We start from the raw sequence: 17,944 nt of genomic DNA on the forward strand, positions 1-17,944 counted from the left end.
TTCGGCCGCGGCCGAACTGACGTTTGCTCAGCAGCCGTGGCGTGCGCCCCCGCCGCACACCCGGGCTCCTGGAGGCGGCTCGTGAGTGCTGATCGCGGTAAGAACCGTGATCAGCACTCACGAGCCCCTACAGCGCGTCGAGGAACTTCGCGCCCAGCGAGACGGCCGGTTTGGAGTCGTTGGCGCCCTCCAGGAACACCGCGAACGCCAGGTCGCCGCGGTAGCCGACGAACCAGCCGTGCGCCTCGGCGCCGGACCCGAACTGCGCGGTGCCGGTCTTGCCGAACACCGAGCCGGAGTGCGCCAGGCCGGTCGCCGTGCCGCCGGTCACGACCTCGCGCATCATCCCGCGCAGCGCCGCCAGCACCGAGCCGGACGGCGGCTGGTAGCCGGTGTTGACCTTGGTCCCGCCTTCCCACAGCCGCGGCACGACCGCGTGCCCGGACGCCGCGGTCGCCGCCATCACCGCCGCTCCCATCGGACTGACCTGCACCTTTCCCTGGCCGATGCCGTCCTCGACCTGCTCGTCCGGGCTCGCTGCCGGGTCGACGCGGCCCATTTCGGAGGAAAGGCCCTCGATCCCGAAATCCGCGTTGAGACCGAACTGGGTGGCCGCCTTCGCGAGCCCATCGGCGGGCAGCTGCGACGCGAGCCTGCCGAACGTGGTGTTGCAGGACTTCGCGAACGCCTTGTGCACGGTGGTCGTGCCGAGGTCGAAACCCTCGTTGGAGAGCGTGCGGGTGCCGATCCGGTCGGTCAGCGGGCACGGAACCGAGGAATCCGGCGTGACGAGCCCGGCTTCCAGCGCCGCGGTCGCGGTGACGATCTTGAACGTCGACCCCGGCGCGTACTGGCCGCTGAACGCCGACGCGGCGTTGGTGACGCTGCCGTTCTGCGCCACCGCGAGCAAGTCGCCGGACGACGGCTGGATGGCGACCAGAACGGCCTTGCCGCGATACCCGTCGACCGCTGCCTGGGCCGCGTTCTGCGTCGCGATGCTGAGCCCGGTGGCGGCCGGTTTGCGGTCGCCTTCGGGGTTTCCGAACAGCGCCTCCAGGTTCTTGCCCGAAGCGTCCACGCGCTCGACCGCGAACGCTTGGGACGCCTGCCCGTGCCCGGTGAGCGCCGAACGGAGCAGCGGGAACGCCTTGTCGTCAGCCAGCTTCAGCCCGCCGCCGCCGGAAACGACGAGCGGTTTGCCGTCGCGGTCGACCACCGCCGGGACGTCCGAGGACGCGATCGCCAGCCGCTGCCCCGTTTCCAGCTTGGGGTGCAGCACCGTCGGCGCCCAGTGGACCCGCCATGCGCCCTGCGCCTGGACGAGACCGAGGCTGCCGGTGTACGTCCAGACGTGGCCGGTGCCGAGGTTCCAGGTGATCGTGTAGCCCGCCGTGGCCTTGTCGCCCTGCGCCGCGCCGACGTCGCCGAGCTTGGCGGTCAGCTCCTTGGGCCGCAGCGTCGCCCACGCGTCCTGCAGCGCGGCCGAGGCGTCCATCGGAGCGTCGGTGGCCTTGCTGGCGGCGTCCGGGTCCTTCTTCGCGAAGGCGAGCAGGTACGTGCGGGCCGCCGACGTCGGATCGCTCGGCTCCGCGGCCGTCGGCGACGTCCCTGAACCCGTATCCGGTGCGGCCGCCGTCGTTCCCTCGCCGTTGAGCAGCACGAACGCTGCCACGACGATCGCGATCACGGCCAGCGCGCCCCCGATCAGCACGCCCTTCTTCCCGGCAGGACTCACCGTCGCCTCCCCCTCGCCCAACGCGGTCCGCCCGCGTCCCTCGCTCAGCTTTCCATCGCCGCGCGGAAGCGGGTGTTACCTCGGGGAATGCGACAGATTCGTGATCAACGCCGAGCCGTATAGGTCGTTATACAGTTTGTTCGGCTTCCCGGCGGGCGCGTTGCCAGCAGATCCCGGCCACGACCAGCACCGCGACGAGGACGCCCGAGCTGATCAGCTGGATCCGGGCGTCGGCGTCGCCGGCCATCACCACCAGGATCGCGACCATCGCGGCGAGCGTCGCCCAGGTCAGGTACGGGAAGCCCCACATGCGCACGGTGAGGCTTTCCGGCGCGGTGCGTTCGAGTTGCTTGCGCACCCGCAACTGCGTGCAGGCGACCAGGATCCAGACGATCAGCAGCACCGAGCCGACCGCGTTGAGCAGGTACTGGAAGACCGTGTCCGGCCAGAGCGCGTTCAGCGCCACGGCGACGAACCCGAAGAGCACCGAGGCCGCGACAGCGAAGACGGGCACGCCGTTGCGGTCCACTTTGGTCAGTGCGCGCGGCGCGTGGCCGCGGCGCGCCAGCGAGTACACCATGCGGGCCGCGCCGTACATGTTGGTGTTCAGCGTGGACAGCAAGGCGAACAGCACGACCACGTTCATGACCTGCCCGGTCGCCGGGATCCCGATCCGTCCGAGCACCGCGGCGAACGGGCTCTGTCCGGTTTGGACGCTCGGCCACGGCAGCAGCGAGACGATGACCAGCATGGAACCGATGTAGAACACCGAAATCCGCACGACCGCGTTGCGGACCGCCTTGCCGACGGCGTGCGCGGGATCGTCGGATTCGGCGGCCGCGATGGTCACCACTTCCAGGCCGCCGAAGGTGAAGACCACCGCGAGCAAACCGGTGCCGACGCCCTGCCACCCGTGGGGCAGCAGCCCGCCGTGGCCGAGGAGATTGGCCGTGCCGACGAAGGACGTTCCCGGCAGCACGCCGAGAAACGCGAGCACGCCGAGGACCAGGAAGGCCACGACCGCGACGACCTTGATCAGCGCCAGCCAGAACTCCAGCTCGCCGAAGCGGGACACCGCCGTGAAGTTGACCGCGGTCAGCACCGCCATGAAGATCAGCACCAGCGCCCACTGCGGAATGCCGGGCAGCCAGCCGTTGACGATGATGGCGGCCGCGGTCGCCTCCACGGCGAGCACGACGACCAAAGCGGCCCAGTACAGCCAGCCGATCGCGAACCCGGCCCACGGCCCGAACGCGCGCTCGGCGTGCACCGAAAACGACCCGCTGGACGGGATCGCGGCGGCCATTTCCGCCATCATGCGCATGACCAGCATCGCGAGCGTGCCCGCGAGCACGAAGGACAGCACGATGCCGGGCCCGGCGAGCTTGATCCCGACGCCGGAGCTGACGAACAGTCCCGACCCGATCACGCCGCCCATCGCGAGCATGGCGAGGTGCCGCTGGCGCAACCCGGCGGCCAGTCCCTCGGCGGCCGGTTCGGCGGCGGCTTCTGAAGTCATGGGGAATCCCTAGCAGACGCTCCCCGGGCACCGTCGCTCGGTCCGTCAGGAGTCAGCTGAGACACGACGCGACAAGCCGAGGACTTCGCCGACGCGGTCTTGCTCCGGGCATCTCACCCGGAGCAAGACCGCTTCCCTTCACGCCTTCGCGACCGCCACGCGCACCTTCACGCCCTCGCCCACCGTGCCGTCGAAGCCCTCGGCCACCTCGCCGTAGGACACCGACGTCGCCAGCGTCTCGGACGCCACGAACTCCTCGTGCTTGCGCGCCGCGGCCGTCACCTCGGCGGTGGCGTCCACGGTCAGCGAGATCCGGTCGCCGACGTCCAGACCGGCCTCGCGGCGGGCCTGCTGGACCACGCGGACCAGGTCGCGGGCGAGGCCCTCGGCCGCCAGGTCCTCGGTGACCTCGGTGTCCAGCACGACCAGACCGGCCCCGCCGGGCAGTTCGGCCGCCGCGCCGCCGCCGGAGGCGACCAGGCGCCGGTCGTACTCGCCCTCGGCCAGTTCGACGCCCGCCGCCACGACCGCGCCGGACTCGTTCGTCGTCCAGTCGCCCGCCTTGACCGCCTTGATCACCTGCTGCACGGCCTTGCCCAGCCGCGGCCCGGCCGCCCGCGCGTTCACCGCGACCTCGAACGTGCCGTGCGCGGCGACGTCGGCGGTCAGCTCCACCGACTTCACGTTCACCTCGTCCCGCAGGATCTCGGTGAACCCGCGCAGCGGTTCGACGTCCTCGGCCGCGACCACGAGCTTCGCCAGCGGCAGCCGCACGCGCAGCTTGTTCGCCTTGCGCAGCGCCAGTGCCGACGACGCCACCTGCCGCACCTTGTCCATCGCGGTCACCAGCGCCGCGTCGGCGGGCAGGTCGAGCGCGTTCGGCCAGTCGGTCAGGTGCACCGAACGGCCGCCGGTCAGCCCGCGCCACACCGTTTCCGCGGTGAGCGGCAGCAGCGGCGCGACGACCCGGCAGGTCACCTCCAGCACCGTGTGCAGCGTGTCGATCGCGTCCTGCTCGCCCGCCCAGAACCGGTCGCGCGAGCGGCGGACGTACCAGTTCGTGAGCACCTCGAGGAAGTCCCGCACGGTCTGGCACGCGCCCGCGATGTCGTAACCGTCCATCGCGGACTCGACGTCGGTGACGAGTTCGTGCGTTTTCGCGAGCACGTACCGGTCGAGCAGATGCGTGGAATCCGTGCGCCACTGCCCCTGCTTGCCTTCGGCGTTCGCGTACAGGGCAAGGAAGTAGTACGAGTTCCACAGCGGCAGCACGGCCTGGCGCACCGCGTCGCGGATCCCCCGGTCGGTCACGATCAGGTTGCCGCCGCGCAGGATCGGGCTCGCCATGAGGTACCACCGCATGGCGTCGGACCCGTCGCGGTCGAAGACCTCGTTGACGTCCGGGTAGTTCCGCAGCGACTTCGACATCTTCTGGCCGTCGGAGCCGAGCACGATGCCGTGCGACACGCAGGTGCGGAACGCCGGCCGGTCGAACAGCGCGGTCGCGAGCACGTGCAGCAGGTAGAACCAGCCGCGGGTCTGCCCGATGTACTCGACGATGAAGTCGCTCGGGTAGTGGTGCTCGAACCATTCGCGGTTCTCGAACGGATAGTGCACCTGGGCATACGGCATCGACCCGGAGTCGAACCACACGTCGAGCACGTCCGGCACGCGGCGCATGGTGGACTTGCCGGTGGGGTCGTCCGGGTTCGGCCGGGTCAGCTCGTCGATGTAGGGCCGGTGCAGGTTGTCCAGCCGCACGCCGAAGTCGGCCTCCAGCTCGTCGAGCGAGCCGTAGACGTCGATGCGCGGGTAGGCCGGGTCGTCGCTTCGCCACACCGGGATCGGCGTGCCGAAGTAGCGGTTGCGGGAGATCGACCAGTCGATGGCGTTCTCCAGCCATTTGCCGAACTGGCCGTCCTTGACGTTCTCCGGGTACCAGGTGATCTGCTGATTCAGCTCGACCATCCGGTCCTTGAACTGCGTCACCGCGACGAACCACGACGACACCGCGCGGTAGATCAGCGGGTTCCGGCAGCGCCAGCAGTGCGGGTACGAGTGGTCGTAGGTCTCGTGCCGCAGCAGCACCGCGCCCTGCGCCGCCGCGCCGCCGGTGCCGTTCTTGAGGTCCTTCACGATGTTCGGGTTCGCGTCGAACACCTGCTGCCCGGCGTAGTCCGGCACGGTGGCGTCGAACTTGCCGTGGTCGTCCACCGGCGTCACCGGGGCGATCCCGGCCGCGTCGGTGACCACCTTGTCCTCGGCGCCGTAGGCGGGCGCGATGTGCACGACGCCGGTGCCGTCTTCGGTGGTGACATAGTCCGCGGACAGCACGCGGTGCGCGTTCTCCGTGCCCACGAAGTACGGGAACGGCGGCGCGTAACGGGAGCCGAGCAGCTGCTCGCCCGTGTAGCGCGCGACGACGGCCGGTTCCTCGCCCAGTTCGCGGGCGTACGCCGCCACGCGCTCCTCGGCGAGCAGGTACCGCTTGCCGTCGCTTTCCACCACGACGTACTGCACCTCGGGGTGCACCGCGGTGGCGAGGTTCGACGGCAGCGTCCACGGCGTCGTGGTCCAGATCAGCAGGTACGTGCCGTCGAGGTCGTTGTCGTTGCCCTCCAGGCGGAACCCGACCGTGACGGCGGGGTCCTGCCGGTTGCGGTAGACGTCGGCGTCCATGCCCAGCTCGTGGTTGGACAGCGGCGTCGCGTCGCGCCAGCAGTAAGGCAGGACGCGGTAGCCCTCGTAGACGAGTCCCTTGTCCCACAACCGTTTGAACGCCCAGAGCACCGACTCCATGTAGGTGACGTCGAGCGTCTTGTAGTCGTTGTCGAAGTCGACCCAGCGGGCCTGGCGGGTCACGTAGTCGCGCCATTCGTCCGTGTAGCGCAGCACGGATTCGCGCGAAGCCTCGTTGAACTTCGCGATGCCCATCTCTTCGATCTCGGTCGTCTCGGTGATCCCGAGCTGCCGCATCGCTTCGAGTTCGGCGGGCAGGCCGTGGGTGTCCCAGCCGAACCGCCGTTCGACGTGCTTGCCCTTCATCGTCTGGTAGCGCGGGACGATGTCCTTGACGTACCCGGTGAGCAGGTGCCCGTAGTGCGGGAGGCCGTTGGCGAAGGGCGGGCCGTCGTAGAAGACGTACTCGTTGTCGCCGTTCGTGCCCTCGGGACGCGCGTCGATCGTCGCCTGGAAGGTCCGGTCGCTCTCCCAGTACGCGAGGACGCTCTCCTCCAGCGCGGGGAACGACGGCTGGGACGGGACCGTGGTCTCTCCGCCTGGCGAAGCCTGGGGGTACATCCGGGTGCTCCTTGCGTTCGTCGCTCGTACGGGCGGCCGGCGGCCGTCCACACGGGGACGAGACGCTCGCGCGTCACGCGGTACCACCCCGCTTGCCCGGCACGCTGCTCCCGGGCCACTCGTTCGCACGGCTGTCACGGGCCGCACCCGTCCGGTTCTACTGCGGGCGGCGAACGCCCGGTTCTTCCGGAGGCTCCCCGGTGATGGCCGGATCGACGCCTTGCTGACTCAAGGTTAACCCGTCGCGCAATTCGCTTTCGCCCTGCCCCGGCCGTGCTCGCCCGCCGCGGGGCCGGTGCCGGGAAACCAGGTAACGATTGCGCGCGCCGCGGGGAAAAACCCGGTGTCCGGCACCGGGTCTCGCCGATACGGTGACGGCCGGGCGGCGGGCGCGGACTCGCCGGGCAGAAGTCCCGCCCACACCACAGCACAGGAGTCGAGCACGGGTGAACCGTAGTTTCCAGGTGGATCTTCGCGGGGTCGTCGACCTGCTGAGCCAGCACCTCTATTCCAGTCCGCGCGTGTACGTGCGGGAACTGCTCCAGAACGCCGTGGACGCGGTCACCGCGCGACGGGCGGCCGACGATGCGGCGCCCGCCGGCATCGCGATCGACGTCGCCGGCGGGACGCTGCGGATCACCGACACCGGCATCGGCCTGTCCGAGGCGCAGGTGCACGAACTGCTCGCGACGATCGGCCGCAGCTCCAAACGGGACGAGCTCGGCTACGGCCGGCGGGATTTCCTCGGCCAGTTCGGAATCGGGCTGCTGTCCGCCTTCCTGGTCGCCGACGAAACCCGCGTCGTCACCCGCTCCGCGACCGGCGCTCCCGCCGTCTCGTGGACCGGCCGCGCGGACGGCACCTACGCCGTCGGCCCCGGCGAACGGGACACGATCGGCACCACCGTCACCCTCACCGCGCGCCGCGGCGCCGAGCAGTGGTTCGTGCCGGAGACCGTCGTCGATCTCGCGACGCTGTACGGCTCGATGCTGCCGTTCGAAATCACCGTGAACGGCAAGGCGATCAGCGGCCCCGGCGTCCCGTGGCAGGCCGACGAGCGCTCCCCCGGGCACCGTTCCGCAGACCTCGTCGGTTACGCGCAGGAGGTGCTCGGCTTCACTCCGTTCGACATCGTCGACCTCGACGTGCCGGAGGCCGGGCTGACCGGCGTCGCCTACGTGCTTCCGTTCCCGGCGAACCCGGCCGAGCAAGCCGGGCATCGCGTGTACCTCAAGCGGATGCTGCTCGCGGAGAACGCGCCCGGACTGCTGCCGGACTGGGCGTTCTTCGCGCGCTGCGTCGTGGACACGGGCGAGCTGCGGCCCACCGCGAGCCGCGAAGCGCTGTATGACGACGATCAGCTCGCCGCGACCCGCGAAGCGCTCGGCGAGCAGTTGCGCGGCTGGCTCGTCGGGCTCTCCGCCACGAATCCGCAGCGGCTGAACCAGTTCCTCAAGATCCACCACCTCGGGGTCAAAGCGCTCGCGCTGCACGACGACGACATGCTGCGGCTGGTCGACGAGTGGTGGCCGCTGGAAACGAACGTCGGCCGGATGACGCTCGCCGAGTTCCGCGCGCGCTACGGCGTGCTCCGCTACTGCGCGACCGCCGACGAATTCGACCAGCTCGCCGGTGTCGCGGCCGCGCAGAACCTGCCGGTGATCAACGGCGGCTACACCTACGACAGCGAGCTCGTCGAACGCGTCCGCGCGCTCGAACCGGAGGTGCGCGTCGACCGGCTCGATCCGAGCGACCTCACCACCGCCTTCGCCGATCTCGACCCGGACACCGCCCTGGCGGTCCGTCCGTTCGTCGCGGCCGCGCAACGCTGCGTCGACCGGCTCGGCTGCGAAGTGGTGGTGCGCGAGTTCGAGCCCGCGTCGCTCCCGGTGCTCTATCTCGTCGACCGTGCCGCCGCGTTCGCCGGCGAGCTGCGCGCGACCAAGGAGACCGTCGACGAACTGTGGGCCGGGGTGCTCTCGGCCTTCGAAAAGCCGGAACGGGACCGCCCGCAGCTGGTGCTCAACTACCGGAACCCGTTGGTGCGGCGCATTTCCCGGCTGGAGAACGCGGAACTGACCGCGCTGGCCGTCGAATCCCTCTACGGCCAGGCGCTGCTGCTCGGCAGGCATCCGATCCGGCCCGCCGACTCAGCCCTGCTCAACCGGGCTTTCCTCAGCCTTCTCGACCACGCCGTCCCGAACGGGGAGAACTGATGGCCGCACCGACCGAACAAGAGCTGTGGAGCCGGCTGTGGTCCTCCCGGAGCCTGCCCTTCGGCAAGGGGCAGATCGCCGAGACGGAGAGCCTGGTCCGGGCCGCCGACGCCGACGGAACTCCGGAACTGCGGTACGCCGCCCGGATTTCGCTCATCCGCGCGTACAACCAGGGCGACGAGCCGGCGAAGGCGTTCGTGCCGTTCGCCTGGTGCCTCGCCAAGCGAGACCAGGGCGAGGGCGACGAGGACTGGGACCACAGTCTTTTCTGGTCGTTCAAAGCCGCTGTCGCGGCTCTGGCCGACTTTCCCGAGGTGCCGCTGGACCGCACCTACGCCGTGCTCGACGACATGGAGCGCCGGTACCGGGCGGCAGGGCACACGATGAACCCGGTGCACCAGCACCGGCAGCTCGTGGCGCGGCACGTCGGCGACCACGAAACCGCCGCCGAGCAGTACCGGCTCTGGAATGCCGCGCCGCGCGGCGAGATGTCGGACTGCATCGGCTGCGAACCGTCCGAAAAGGTCGCCTACCTGAGCCGCTACGGCCGGTTCGAAGAAGCCGTGGCGGTGGCCGAACCAGTGGTCGGCGGCACGTTCACCTGCACCGAGCAGCCGAACGCGATCCTCTCCGCGCTGCTGCTCCCCTATGTCCGCACCGGACGGCTGGAGGAGGCGGCCAGTGCGCACCGGCAGGCCTACCGCACCATCCGGCACAACCGGCTGAACGTGTACCTCATCCCCCACCACCTCCGGTTCTGCGCCCGCACCGGCAACCACGTGCGCGGGCTGGAAATCCTCGAACGGCATCTCGGCTGGCTGGACGAGGCGCCCTCCCCGTTCGTCGAAATGGAGTTCTGCGCGGCCGCGGCGCTGAACCTGCGGCTGGTCGCCGAGTCCGGGCACGGCGGCACGACCGTGCGGCGGCCCGGCGGCGAGAGTTCCGTCCAGGCACTGCACGACGAGCTTTCCGAACGCGCGCTGGGCATCGCGGCCCGCTTCGACGCCCGGAACGGGACCGGCGAGCAGAGCGATCTGGTCCGCGCCGTCCTCGCCGCAGAGCCGATCGTGGACCACCTTCCGCTGTCCTTGACCAGCCCGCGTCCTGCTTCCCCGCCGCGGAAGTCCGCCGCACCGTCGCTTCCGGACACTCCCGAGGAGCTGGCCGACCTCGCCGAGAAGCACCTCCGGCGCAGTGAAGACGCGGCTGCCGAAGCTGTCTGGGCGAAGTTCGACGAACTGTGCCCGGAACCGGCCGGATCGCTGCTCGCCCGGCGGCTGTCCGGATCCGCCAGTTCGTCCGTGGACGCCGACCCCGAAGCCGCCGAGCGCGATTGGCTGCGCGCGGCCGAACTGTTCGCGGCCGAGGGAGACGAGGTCGCCCGGCACGCCGCGGCGAGCAAGGCCGGATTCGTCCGGCACCAGCTGGGCGAGCCCGAAGCCGCCCTCGTCGCGCTCTCCGGCGCGGCCGAGGCGCTCGCCGGGCTCGGCGATCAGGAACAGCACGTCCGCGCACTGCTGCGATGGTCCATGGCGCTCGCCGCGACCGACGACCTCGACGCCGCGTTCGAGATCCTCGGCCGCGCCGACGCCGCCGTCGCCGCTGAGGTACCCGTTGACCTGACCGCCCGGCTTTTGCTGCTGCGCGGCGAACTCACCGCCCGCAGCGGCCGTCTGGACGAGGCGCGAGAACCGGCCGGTCGCGCGGCGGAGCTGTTCGCCGAAGCCGGGTTCGCCGATCAGGCGGCGTGGGCCCGGCTCATGGCCGGGCGGATGACCGCCGCGACCGGCGACCTCGAGACGGCCTACGCCACGGTGCGGCGCGCCGAGTCCGCCGTCACTCCGGGCCTGCGCGCCCAGGTGCGGCACACCCTCGGGTTGCTCGCGTCCGACCTCGACCTGCCGGAGGAGGCGGCGGACCACTACCGCGGCGAGGTCGCCGACCTGGCCGAGGCCGGAGACGTGACCGGGGCCGCGCTCGCCCAGCTGGGGCTGGCCGCCGCGGCCGGGCGCGCCGGGGACGCGCTGACCGCCGCCGACGCCGCCGAGTCCGCGATCGAGGTCCTGGAGAAGGGCGGCGACGAAGACGAACTGGCCAGGGCGCGCTACCTGCTCGCCGGGGCGCACCGCACGCTCAGCCAGCGGGATCCGGCGCTGGCCCTGCTGGAGCAGGTGCTCGGGCATTTCGCCGCCGCAGGCAACGAGCCCGCGGCCGGACAGGCGGCCGAGACCATCGGCGACATCCTCGACGAACTCGACCGCGACGGCGAGGCCGCCGAGTCCTACCAGCGCGCCGCGGAGCACTTCAGGACGGCCGAAATCCCGGTCGACACCGTGCGCAACCTCCGCCAGGCGGCGCTGACGTGGCAGTGGGCGAAGGGATCGGACCAGGCCCTCTCGGTGCTGGCCGAAGCGGAAAAGAGCGCCGCGGACCTCGAAGGCGACGAGCCGCCGGTCCTCTGGGAACGAGCCATGGTCGCCTTGAACGGCGGCAAACTGCTGGCTTCCGCGGAACAGCCCGGCCAGGCGCTGATCCGGGCGACCGCGGCTGTCGAACTGTTCCTGGCCCTTGGCGCGACCACCGAGGCGGCGATCGCCGCGGGCCTGCGCGCTCAGCTGCTGGTCGAGCTGGGCCGCCCCGCCGAAGCGCGAGCCGCAACGGAGGCCGCGATCGAAGGCCTGCCGCCGGAGGCGACGGAGCAGATCGAACGGCTCGAATACCTCCTGGCGAATCTCGACGAGGAGTAAGCGATCTCCGTCGGGCCCACGGGTTTTCCGGCGGGCCCGACGGAGATCGTCCCGGCCGCGGCTCACCCCGTGGGCTCAAGCCGCTTGCCCCGAACCCGCCCGTGCACCGTCACCACCGCGAGCACCGCAGCCGCGAACCACAGCCCCGCCGAGATCAACCCGAGCAAGTGCAGGCCGTGCACAAACGACCCGCGCGCCGCTGGTTCTCCCGCCACCGCACCGAAAACCGCCACCCCAAGCGCTCCGCCCGCCTGCCGGGCCGCGTTGTTGACCCCGCCCGCGATGCCCGCGCGTTCATCCGGCGCGTCGGCGACCGCGGCAGTCACCACGGCGGCGGTCAGCAGTCCCATTCCGACGCTGAGCACGAACAGCGTCGGGAGCAGCGTCCAATACCCGGTGCCGGGGCCGATCCGCAGCAGGTTCAGCATCGCCGCGACGCCGAGAAGGAGCCCGGCCACGATTTGCGGACGCGGGCCGAACCTCGCGGTGAGCCGTCCGGAGACCGGGCCGAGCAGCACCATCGGGACGAACATCGGCAGCATCGCCGCGGCCGCGGCGATCGGGTCCGCGCCGAGGACGTCCTGCAAGTAGAGCGTGAACACCAGCACCGAACCCAGGCCGACGAAGTTCATCGCCGCGGACACCAGGTTCGCGCCCGCCGTCTGCCGCGAGCGCAGCAGCGGCAACGGCAGCATCGGCGCCGCCGAACGCCGTTCCACCACTACGAACGCCACTGCCGCCGCCACCGCGAGCAGTCCGACCCACGGCGTCTTCGCGATCACTGCGTACACCCCGGAGCCGAGTGCCAACGCCGCGGTCGCCGCCCCGGGAACGTCCACGCGGCCCCGTTTCCGGACGTCCGGCGGCACCAACCGCCGCGTCGCGACGGCCGCCGCGGCGACGATCGGGACGTTCAGCCAGAACACCGGCCGCCATCCGGCCGTCTGCACGAGAATCCCGCCCAGCAACGGTCCCGCGGGCAGGGCGAGCGCTGAAATCCCGGCCCAGATCCCCCATGCCCGGGCCCGTTCCGTACGGCCGGGGAACGTCCCGGTGATCACCGCCATCGTGCCCGGCAGCAACAACGCCGCCCCGGCCCCCTGCACCGCCCGAGCCGCGACCAGCCAGCCCGCCGACTGCGCCAGCCCGCACGCCGCCGAAGCAGCCCCGAAAACGGCCAGCCCGGTCAGCACCACGCCGCGGTGCCCGACGACGTCGCCGAGCGCTCCCCCGGCCAGCAGCAAAGCGGCGAGCACGACCGAATAGCCGACCACCACCCACTGCAACTGCGGAACATTCGCGTTCAGCTCGCTGCCGAGCGTGGGGAGGGCGACGTTGACGACGGTCACGTCGAGCTGCACCAGGAACATCCCGGCGCACATGGTGAACAAGATCGCGGTGCGCATGGGTCCAGCAGACACCGGGAACGCTTCCGTCGCGGTGGAAGTGTGCCGGGGGCATGCTGGAGGCATGGAAGGAGACGCCGACATCGCGCGCACCGCCGCCCTGTTCGCCGATCCGGCGCGGGTCCGCGTGCTGATGGCGCTGGCGGACGGCCGGTCGCTGGCCGCGTCCGTGCTGGCCGGCGAAGCGGGCCTGACCGCGCAGGGCGTGAGCGCGCACCTGTCGAAACTGCTGGCCGCGGGGCTGGTGACGGCGGAAAAGTCGGGCAGGCACCGGTTCTACCGCATCGCCGGCGCGGCCCCGGATCTGCTGGAAGCCCTCGCCCGGCACTCCCCCGCGCGCCCCGTCCGCTCGCTGCGGGAAGGCACGCGCGCGGAAGCCTTGCGCACCGCGAGACTGTGCTACGACCATGTCGCCGGACGCCTCGGCGTGGCCGTCACGGCCGCCTTGCTCGACCGCGGCGCACTGGCCACTGTGGACGGCGACCCGACCACCCAGCGACGGCCCGGGGACCGGATTTCCTCCCAGCTGCAAGAACATCCGTACGTGCTGGGACCTGCTGCCGACGACGTGTTCGCGGCGTTGGGCGTGGATGTCGCAGCGGCCGCGGAGAGCCGACGACCGCTGCTGCGGTTCTGTCTGGATTGGACAGAGCAACGCCACCACCTCGCCGGGGCCCTGGGCGCGGCGGTGACCCGACGATTCATGGACGCGGGATGGCTCCGCTCGCGCGCGAAGGCACACCGAGCGGTTCAACTCACCGAAACCGGCGCGAAGGTGCTTGAGGAGGTGCTGGGCGTCAGCGATGCGCCGCGGCCAGCACCGCGTCCGGACCGCACCGCGCGCACGGCGTGAAACCGAGCTGCCGTGCCTCGCCGACGCCGATCGGGATCGTGTCGCGGCCGGACAGCCAGCCGCAGTCCACCAGGTGGTAGCGCGGGTACTCGTCGACGACCACGACCTCGTCCTCGAGTTCCTTGACCACCTCGAGGTCCTCCGGCGCGGTCTCCTCCACGCCGGGCGGCGTGTCGCGGACCGCCTTCGCCTCGGACTTGGGTCCGGCTTCCCCGGCGGGCTTCTCGATCTCCGGTTCCGGCACGTCCGCCGGATCGCCCAGCTCGCCCGTCGCCGGGATCAGCGCGGTCTGCTCGGCGTCCTCCTCGGCCGGAGTCTCCTCGCCCTTCTCCTCCGCCGCGTCCGCGTCCGCATCGGATTCGGCCGAGTCCTCCTCCGAGCCGGTGTCCGCGTCCGCGCGCTTGCGCCGGCGCAGCCAGTCGACGAGCAGAAGAAGCCCGGCGAGCACGGAGAGGCCGATGGAAACCCAGGCCCACAGAGAGGTGCCCGTGACGAGCGCCGTGACGAGCAGCCCGAGAGCCGCCAGCACCAGAAGGAGGACGATGTAGAGCACGCTGAATTACAACACGCGCCGCCCGGTTTCCCGCTGCGACCCGCCCACGCGGCGTACCCCGCCGGTTCCCCACCGTGGCGGCGCCGGACCCGGACACGCCGAAACCCCGCCGGGTCGGAAGGTCATCCGGCGGGGTGCGTACGGCGGTTCGGTCAGCCGGCCTCGGCGCGCGGGCCGAACGAGTAGCCCTGGCCGCTGCTTCCGGTCGAGGACTGGCTCGAACCCGAGGACGCCGACGCCGGGGCCGCGGAGCCCCGGTCGTCGAGCTCGCGCAGCTGGGACTCGAGGAAGCCGCGCAGCCGGGTGCGGTATTCGCGCTCGATCGTGCGGAGTTCCTCGATCTTCTTGCCCAGAGCGCCCTTCTCGGCGTTCAGGTTGTTCATCGTCTCGGTGTACTTGCGCTGCGACTCGCGTTCCATGGTGGTCGCCTTGTCGCGCGCCTGGCGCTCCAGCGTCTCGGCGCGCGTGCGCGCGTCGTTCAGCATCGTCTCGGCGCGCGTGCGCGCCTCGTTCACCATCGAGTCGGACTTCGCCCGGGCGTCGGACAGCAGCTGCTCGGACTTGGTCCGCGCCTCCGCCAGCATCCCGTCGGACTCGGTCTTCGCCTCGGCGGTGAGCCGGTCGGCCATTTCCTGCGCCAGGCCGAGCACCTTGGCCGCCTGGACGTTCGGCTCGCCGCTGTCGGGGACCATCGAGTGCGCCTGGGTCTGCTCCATCGCCGAAGCGGGCGGCGGCACCGGGGCGAGCCGCCGCGACGGCTCGGGGTCGCGGCCCGGCGGCGGGCCGGCGACCTTCGCGTTCTCGAGCTCCGAGCGGGTCGACTCGAGCTCGGAGTCGAGCTGCTCGACCTGCTGGCGCAGCTCGTTGTTGTCCTCGATCAACCGGGCAAGCTCGGTCTCCACCAGGTCGAGGAACGCGTCCACCTCGTCCTCGTTGTAGCCCCTCTTGCCGATGGGCGGCTTGCTGAACGCGACGTTATGCACGTCAGCGGGGGTCAACGACATCAGATCACCTCACGCACTCCATGGCCTGCAAGGACACACCCGGGTTTTCCCCGATCACCTGGGTGTCAGTTGCATCGCGAAGAACACAACCAACAGCAGCACCATAATCGACAAGTCCAGTCCTACGCCGCCGATCCGGACCATCGGAATGATCCTGCGGAACAACCGCACCGGCGGGTCGGTCACTGTGTAGATGGTCTCGAGCGTCACCGCAACCCCTCCGGCGGGACGCCATTCCCGTGCGAAAGTCCGCACGAGCTCGACCACGATCCGGGCCGTGAGCAGCAGCCAGAAGGCAAACAGCACGTACCAGATCGCAAGCCACACAGCATTCACGGCGACCACTCTAGCGGGGGACGGCCGGATTGGGCGCGACCAGCCGCCCCGAGGGCGACATAGTCGACAAAATCACGTCTGGCTGCGCCCAGCGGTCCGGCCGTGTTCACCCGCGCAGGAACAATCCGCCCTCGGCGATCCGCCTGCGGTCCTCGGCGGTCACGTCCACATCGGGCGGTGAGAGAAGGAACACCTTGTTGGTGACCTTGTCCATCGACCCCCGCACGGCGAACGCCAGCCCCGCCGCGAAGTCCACGATCCGCTTGGCGTCCGCGTTGTCCATCTCGGTGAGGTTGATGATCACCGGGATGCCCTCGCGGTAGTGCTCGCCGATCGCCCGCGCCTCGATGTAGCTCGTCGGGTGCAGCGTGGTGATCCGGCTGAGCGGGTCCCGGGCCGGCGCGGCGACCGGTTCGGCGACCGGCCGCAGCCGGGCGACCGGCTCCGGCTGGCGGTCCACGGCGAGCGCGCCGTGCGTCGCGGGCTCGGCCGCCATCGACCGCGACCGCACGCGCGCGGCCGGTTCGTCGTAAGCCTCTTCGACGTCGCGGTAGCGCGCCCGGGACCGCGCCGGCGGCTGGTCGTAGCCGTCGTCGTATTCGTCGTAACCGTCGTCGTAGCCGTCTTCGTCCGCGGGCACCATCCCGAAGTAGGCCTTCAGCTTCTGCAGCGCGCTCATAGCCTCTCCCTAGCCCTTTGCCGCTCCCGCACCGTTGTGCCCCGCCCGGCCGGACACGAAACGTGACCACCGGGCGGACTCCCTACGGCGAGGCTAAACCGCGCCCGCCGAGCAACGCGGTTCCGACACGCACACACGTCGAGCCGTGCCGGATCGCCTGGTCCAGATCATGGCTCATTCCGGCGGAGACGTCAGCCGCTTCCGGATACCGGGCCCGGACTCTTTCCGCCGCGTGGGACAGGCGGGCAAAAGCGGTGCCCGGGTCCTCCCCTAACGGGGCCACGGCCATCACGCCTCGCAACCGCAGCTCCCCCGTGTGGGCGATGCGGTCGGCGAGGGCGTCGAGCTCCTCGAGCGGGGTCCCGCCGCGCGCGACGTCGCCGTCGAGGCTCACCTGGACCAGTACGTCGAGCGGTCCGGTCCGCTCCCCCGACTCCTGCGCGGCGGCGACCGCGCGGGCGAGGGCGTCGGCGAGCCGCGCCGAGTCGACCGACTGGACCTCGGCCGCCCAGCGCACGACCGACCGCGCCTTGTTCCGCTGCAGCCGCCCGACCATGTGCCAGCGCGGGGCCGCTTCCGGGCGCAGCTGCGCGACCTCGGCCGCCTTCGGACCTGCTTCCTGGTCGCGGTTCTCGGCGAGGTTCAGCAGCCCGAGGTCGGTCAGCAACGCGGCGTCGGCCGCCGGGAAGGTCTTGGTGACGCCCAGCAACCGCACCTCGTCGCGGGAGCGGCCGGCCGCCGCGCAGGCGTTCGCGATGCGCTCCTCGACCGCGGCCAGCGCCGCCGCCAGCTCCGCCCGCCGCTGGTCTGCCGGGTCCCCGGTCACGCCTTCTCCTCTTCCAGCCAGGTGATGCCTGCGATGCGGCCGGTGGTGCCGTCGCGGCGGAAGCTGAACAACGTCTTGTCCTCCGCCGTGCACCGCGGATCCGCGCCGACGCGTCCGACGCCCAGGTCGGCCAGCTGCCGCCAGAGCCCGGCGCGCAGGTCCAGACCGGTCGTGCCCTTGCGCGTTTCGCAGGCGCTGCCGGGCAGATGTTTCTCGACGTCCGCGGCCATCGCGGCCGGGACCTCGTAGCAGTCGCCGCAGATCGCCGGGCCCAGCAACGCCTCGACCCGGCCCGGTTCGGCGCCGAGTTCGCGCATCGCCTCCAGCGCGGCGGGCACCACGCCGACGCGCGCGCCGACCCGGCCCGCGTGCACCGCGGCGACGACGCCCGCTTCCGGATCCGCCATGAGCACCGGAACGCAGTCCGCGACCAGCACCACGAGCGCGACGCCCGGACGATCGGTCACCAGCGCGTCGGTCGCTTCGGCGGCAGAGGTCTCGGTGCCGTCCACGACGGTCGCGGTGCGGCCGTGCACCTGCTCCATCCAGGCCAGCTTGTCCTCGGCGAGACCGAGCTCGGACGCCAGCCGCTTGCGGTTGGCGTAGACGTCGCCCGCGTCGTCGCCGACGTGGTCGCCGAGGTTGAAACTCTCGTACGGCGGCCGGGAAGCCCCGCCCGCCCTGGTCGTGACCACTCGTCGTACTCGCACCCCGCCATCCTGCCAAAAACCGCGGCGGCCGCCGGGGCGAGCCTCGTGCGCGGCGATGCC

The 17,944-nt window shown here is 71.2% G+C and carries 13 protein-coding genes; 3 read left to right on the forward strand and 10 right to left on the reverse strand.

Annotated elements, in window-relative coordinates; all coding sequences use genetic code 11:
* Positions 1 to 127: 127 nt before the first annotated feature.
* The 3 genes from H4281_RS24900 to ileS all read right to left on the reverse strand — a co-directional run bounded on the left by H4281_RS24900 (position 128) and on the right by ileS (position 6,554).
* The gene (locus H4281_RS24900; RefSeq protein ID WP_182893347.1) at positions 128 to 1,735 is read right to left on the reverse strand and encodes a penicillin-binding transpeptidase domain-containing protein; all 1,608 of its coding nucleotides are present in this window, start codon (positions 1,733 to 1,735) and stop codon (positions 128 to 130) included.
* A gap of 127 nt (positions 1,736 to 1,862) precedes the next feature.
* Positions 1,863 to 3,254: an amino acid permease gene (locus tag H4281_RS24905; RefSeq protein WP_182893348.1), complete on the reverse strand. Its 1,392-nt coding sequence runs from the start codon at positions 3,252 to 3,254 to the stop codon at positions 1,863 to 1,865.
* Positions 3,255 to 3,392: 138 nt separating this feature from the next.
* Positions 3,393 to 6,554: an isoleucine--tRNA ligase gene (gene ileS / locus H4281_RS24910; protein ID WP_182893349.1), complete on the reverse strand. Its 3,162-nt coding sequence runs from the start codon at positions 6,552 to 6,554 to the stop codon at positions 3,393 to 3,395.
* Positions 6,555 to 7,000: 446 nt separating this feature from the next.
* On the opposite strand from ileS, the gene H4281_RS24915 reads away from it, so the two are divergent.
* On the forward strand, positions 7,001 to 8,770 hold the full coding sequence (locus tag H4281_RS24915) for an HSP90 family protein (protein WP_182893350.1): 1,770 nt from the start codon (positions 7,001 to 7,003) through the stop codon (positions 8,768 to 8,770).
* Positions 8,770 to 11,517 carry a soluble NSF attachment family protein gene (locus H4281_RS24920; RefSeq protein WP_182893351.1) on the forward strand — a complete coding sequence of 916 codons (2,748 nt, stop codon included), beginning with the start codon at positions 8,770 to 8,772 and terminating at the stop codon, positions 11,515 to 11,517. The genes H4281_RS24915 and H4281_RS24920 overlap by 1 nt, the downstream gene beginning before the upstream one ends.
* Positions 11,518 to 11,579: 62 nt before the next feature.
* On the opposite strand, the gene H4281_RS24925 is transcribed toward H4281_RS24920, so the two are convergent.
* A complete protein-coding gene (locus H4281_RS24925) occupies positions 11,580 to 12,923 on the reverse strand; it encodes an MFS transporter (protein WP_182893352.1) in 1,344 nt (447 codons plus the stop codon).
* 64 nt (positions 12,924 to 12,987) lie between these two features.
* Between H4281_RS24925 and H4281_RS24930 the strand changes: the two genes are divergently transcribed.
* On the forward strand, positions 12,988 to 13,776 hold the full coding sequence (locus H4281_RS24930; RefSeq protein WP_182893353.1) for an ArsR/SmtB family transcription factor: 789 nt from the start codon (positions 12,988 to 12,990) through the stop codon (positions 13,774 to 13,776).
* On the opposite strand, the gene H4281_RS24935 is transcribed toward H4281_RS24930, so the two are convergent.
* From H4281_RS24935 to pgeF, 6 genes are all read right to left on the reverse strand, one after another.
* Positions 13,721 to 14,329: a hypothetical protein gene (locus H4281_RS24935; protein WP_182893354.1), complete on the reverse strand. Its 609-nt coding sequence runs from the start codon at positions 14,327 to 14,329 to the stop codon at positions 13,721 to 13,723. The genes H4281_RS24930 and H4281_RS24935 overlap by 56 nt on opposite strands.
* Positions 14,330 to 14,481: 152 nt before the next feature.
* Positions 14,482 to 15,333: a DivIVA-like cell division protein Wag31 gene (gene wag31 / locus H4281_RS24940; protein ID WP_037812417.1), complete on the reverse strand. Its 852-nt coding sequence runs from the start codon at positions 15,331 to 15,333 to the stop codon at positions 14,482 to 14,484.
* Positions 15,334 to 15,387: 54 nt separating this feature from the next.
* Positions 15,388 to 15,660, reverse strand: a complete 273-nt coding sequence (locus H4281_RS24945) for a YggT family protein (protein WP_037367937.1) — start codon at positions 15,658 to 15,660, stop codon at positions 15,388 to 15,390.
* Between the two features lie 115 nt (positions 15,661 to 15,775).
* Positions 15,776 to 16,348, reverse strand: a complete 573-nt coding sequence (locus H4281_RS24950) for a cell division protein SepF (protein WP_182893355.1) — start codon at positions 16,346 to 16,348, stop codon at positions 15,776 to 15,778.
* A gap of 82 nt (positions 16,349 to 16,430) precedes the next feature.
* A complete protein-coding gene (locus H4281_RS24955; protein ID WP_182893356.1) occupies positions 16,431 to 17,174 on the reverse strand; it encodes a YggS family pyridoxal phosphate-dependent enzyme in 744 nt (247 codons plus the stop codon).
* Complete coding sequence (gene pgeF, locus H4281_RS24960) at positions 17,171 to 17,884, reverse strand: peptidoglycan editing factor PgeF (protein ID WP_182893357.1); 714 nt, start codon at positions 17,882 to 17,884, stop codon at positions 17,171 to 17,173. The genes H4281_RS24955 and pgeF overlap by 4 nt, the downstream gene beginning before the upstream one ends.
* Positions 17,885 to 17,944 lie beyond the last annotated feature (60 nt).

The organism is Amycolatopsis dendrobii (assembly GCF_014145675.1).
Taxonomy (GTDB): Bacteria; Actinomycetota; Actinomycetes; order Mycobacteriales; family Pseudonocardiaceae; genus Amycolatopsis; species Amycolatopsis dendrobii.

What these genes read in the sequence shown, in the direction of transcription:
- H4281_RS24905 (WP_182893348.1), bottom strand. Translation starts at nt 3,254, where the DNA reads ATGACTTCAGAAGCCGCCGCCGAACCGGCCGCCGAGGGACTGGCCGCC.
- ileS (WP_182893349.1), bottom strand. Translation starts at nt 6,554, where the DNA reads ATGTACCCCCAGGCTTCGCCAGGCGGAGAGACCACGGTCCCGTCCCAG.
- H4281_RS24920 (WP_182893351.1), top strand. Translation starts at nt 8,770, where the DNA reads ATGGCCGCACCGACCGAACAAGAGCTGTGGAGCCGGCTGTGGTCCTCC.
- H4281_RS24925 (WP_182893352.1), bottom strand. Translation starts at nt 12,923, where the DNA reads ATGCGCACCGCGATCTTGTTCACCATGTGCGCCGGGATGTTCCTGGTG.
- H4281_RS24930 (WP_182893353.1), top strand. Translation starts at nt 12,988, where the DNA reads ATGGAAGGAGACGCCGACATCGCGCGCACCGCCGCCCTGTTCGCCGAT.
- wag31 (WP_037812417.1), bottom strand. Translation starts at nt 15,333, where the DNA reads ATGTCGTTGACCCCCGCTGACGTGCATAACGTCGCGTTCAGCAAGCCG.
- H4281_RS24950 (WP_182893355.1), bottom strand. Translation starts at nt 16,348, where the DNA reads ATGAGCGCGCTGCAGAAGCTGAAGGCCTACTTCGGGATGGTGCCCGCG.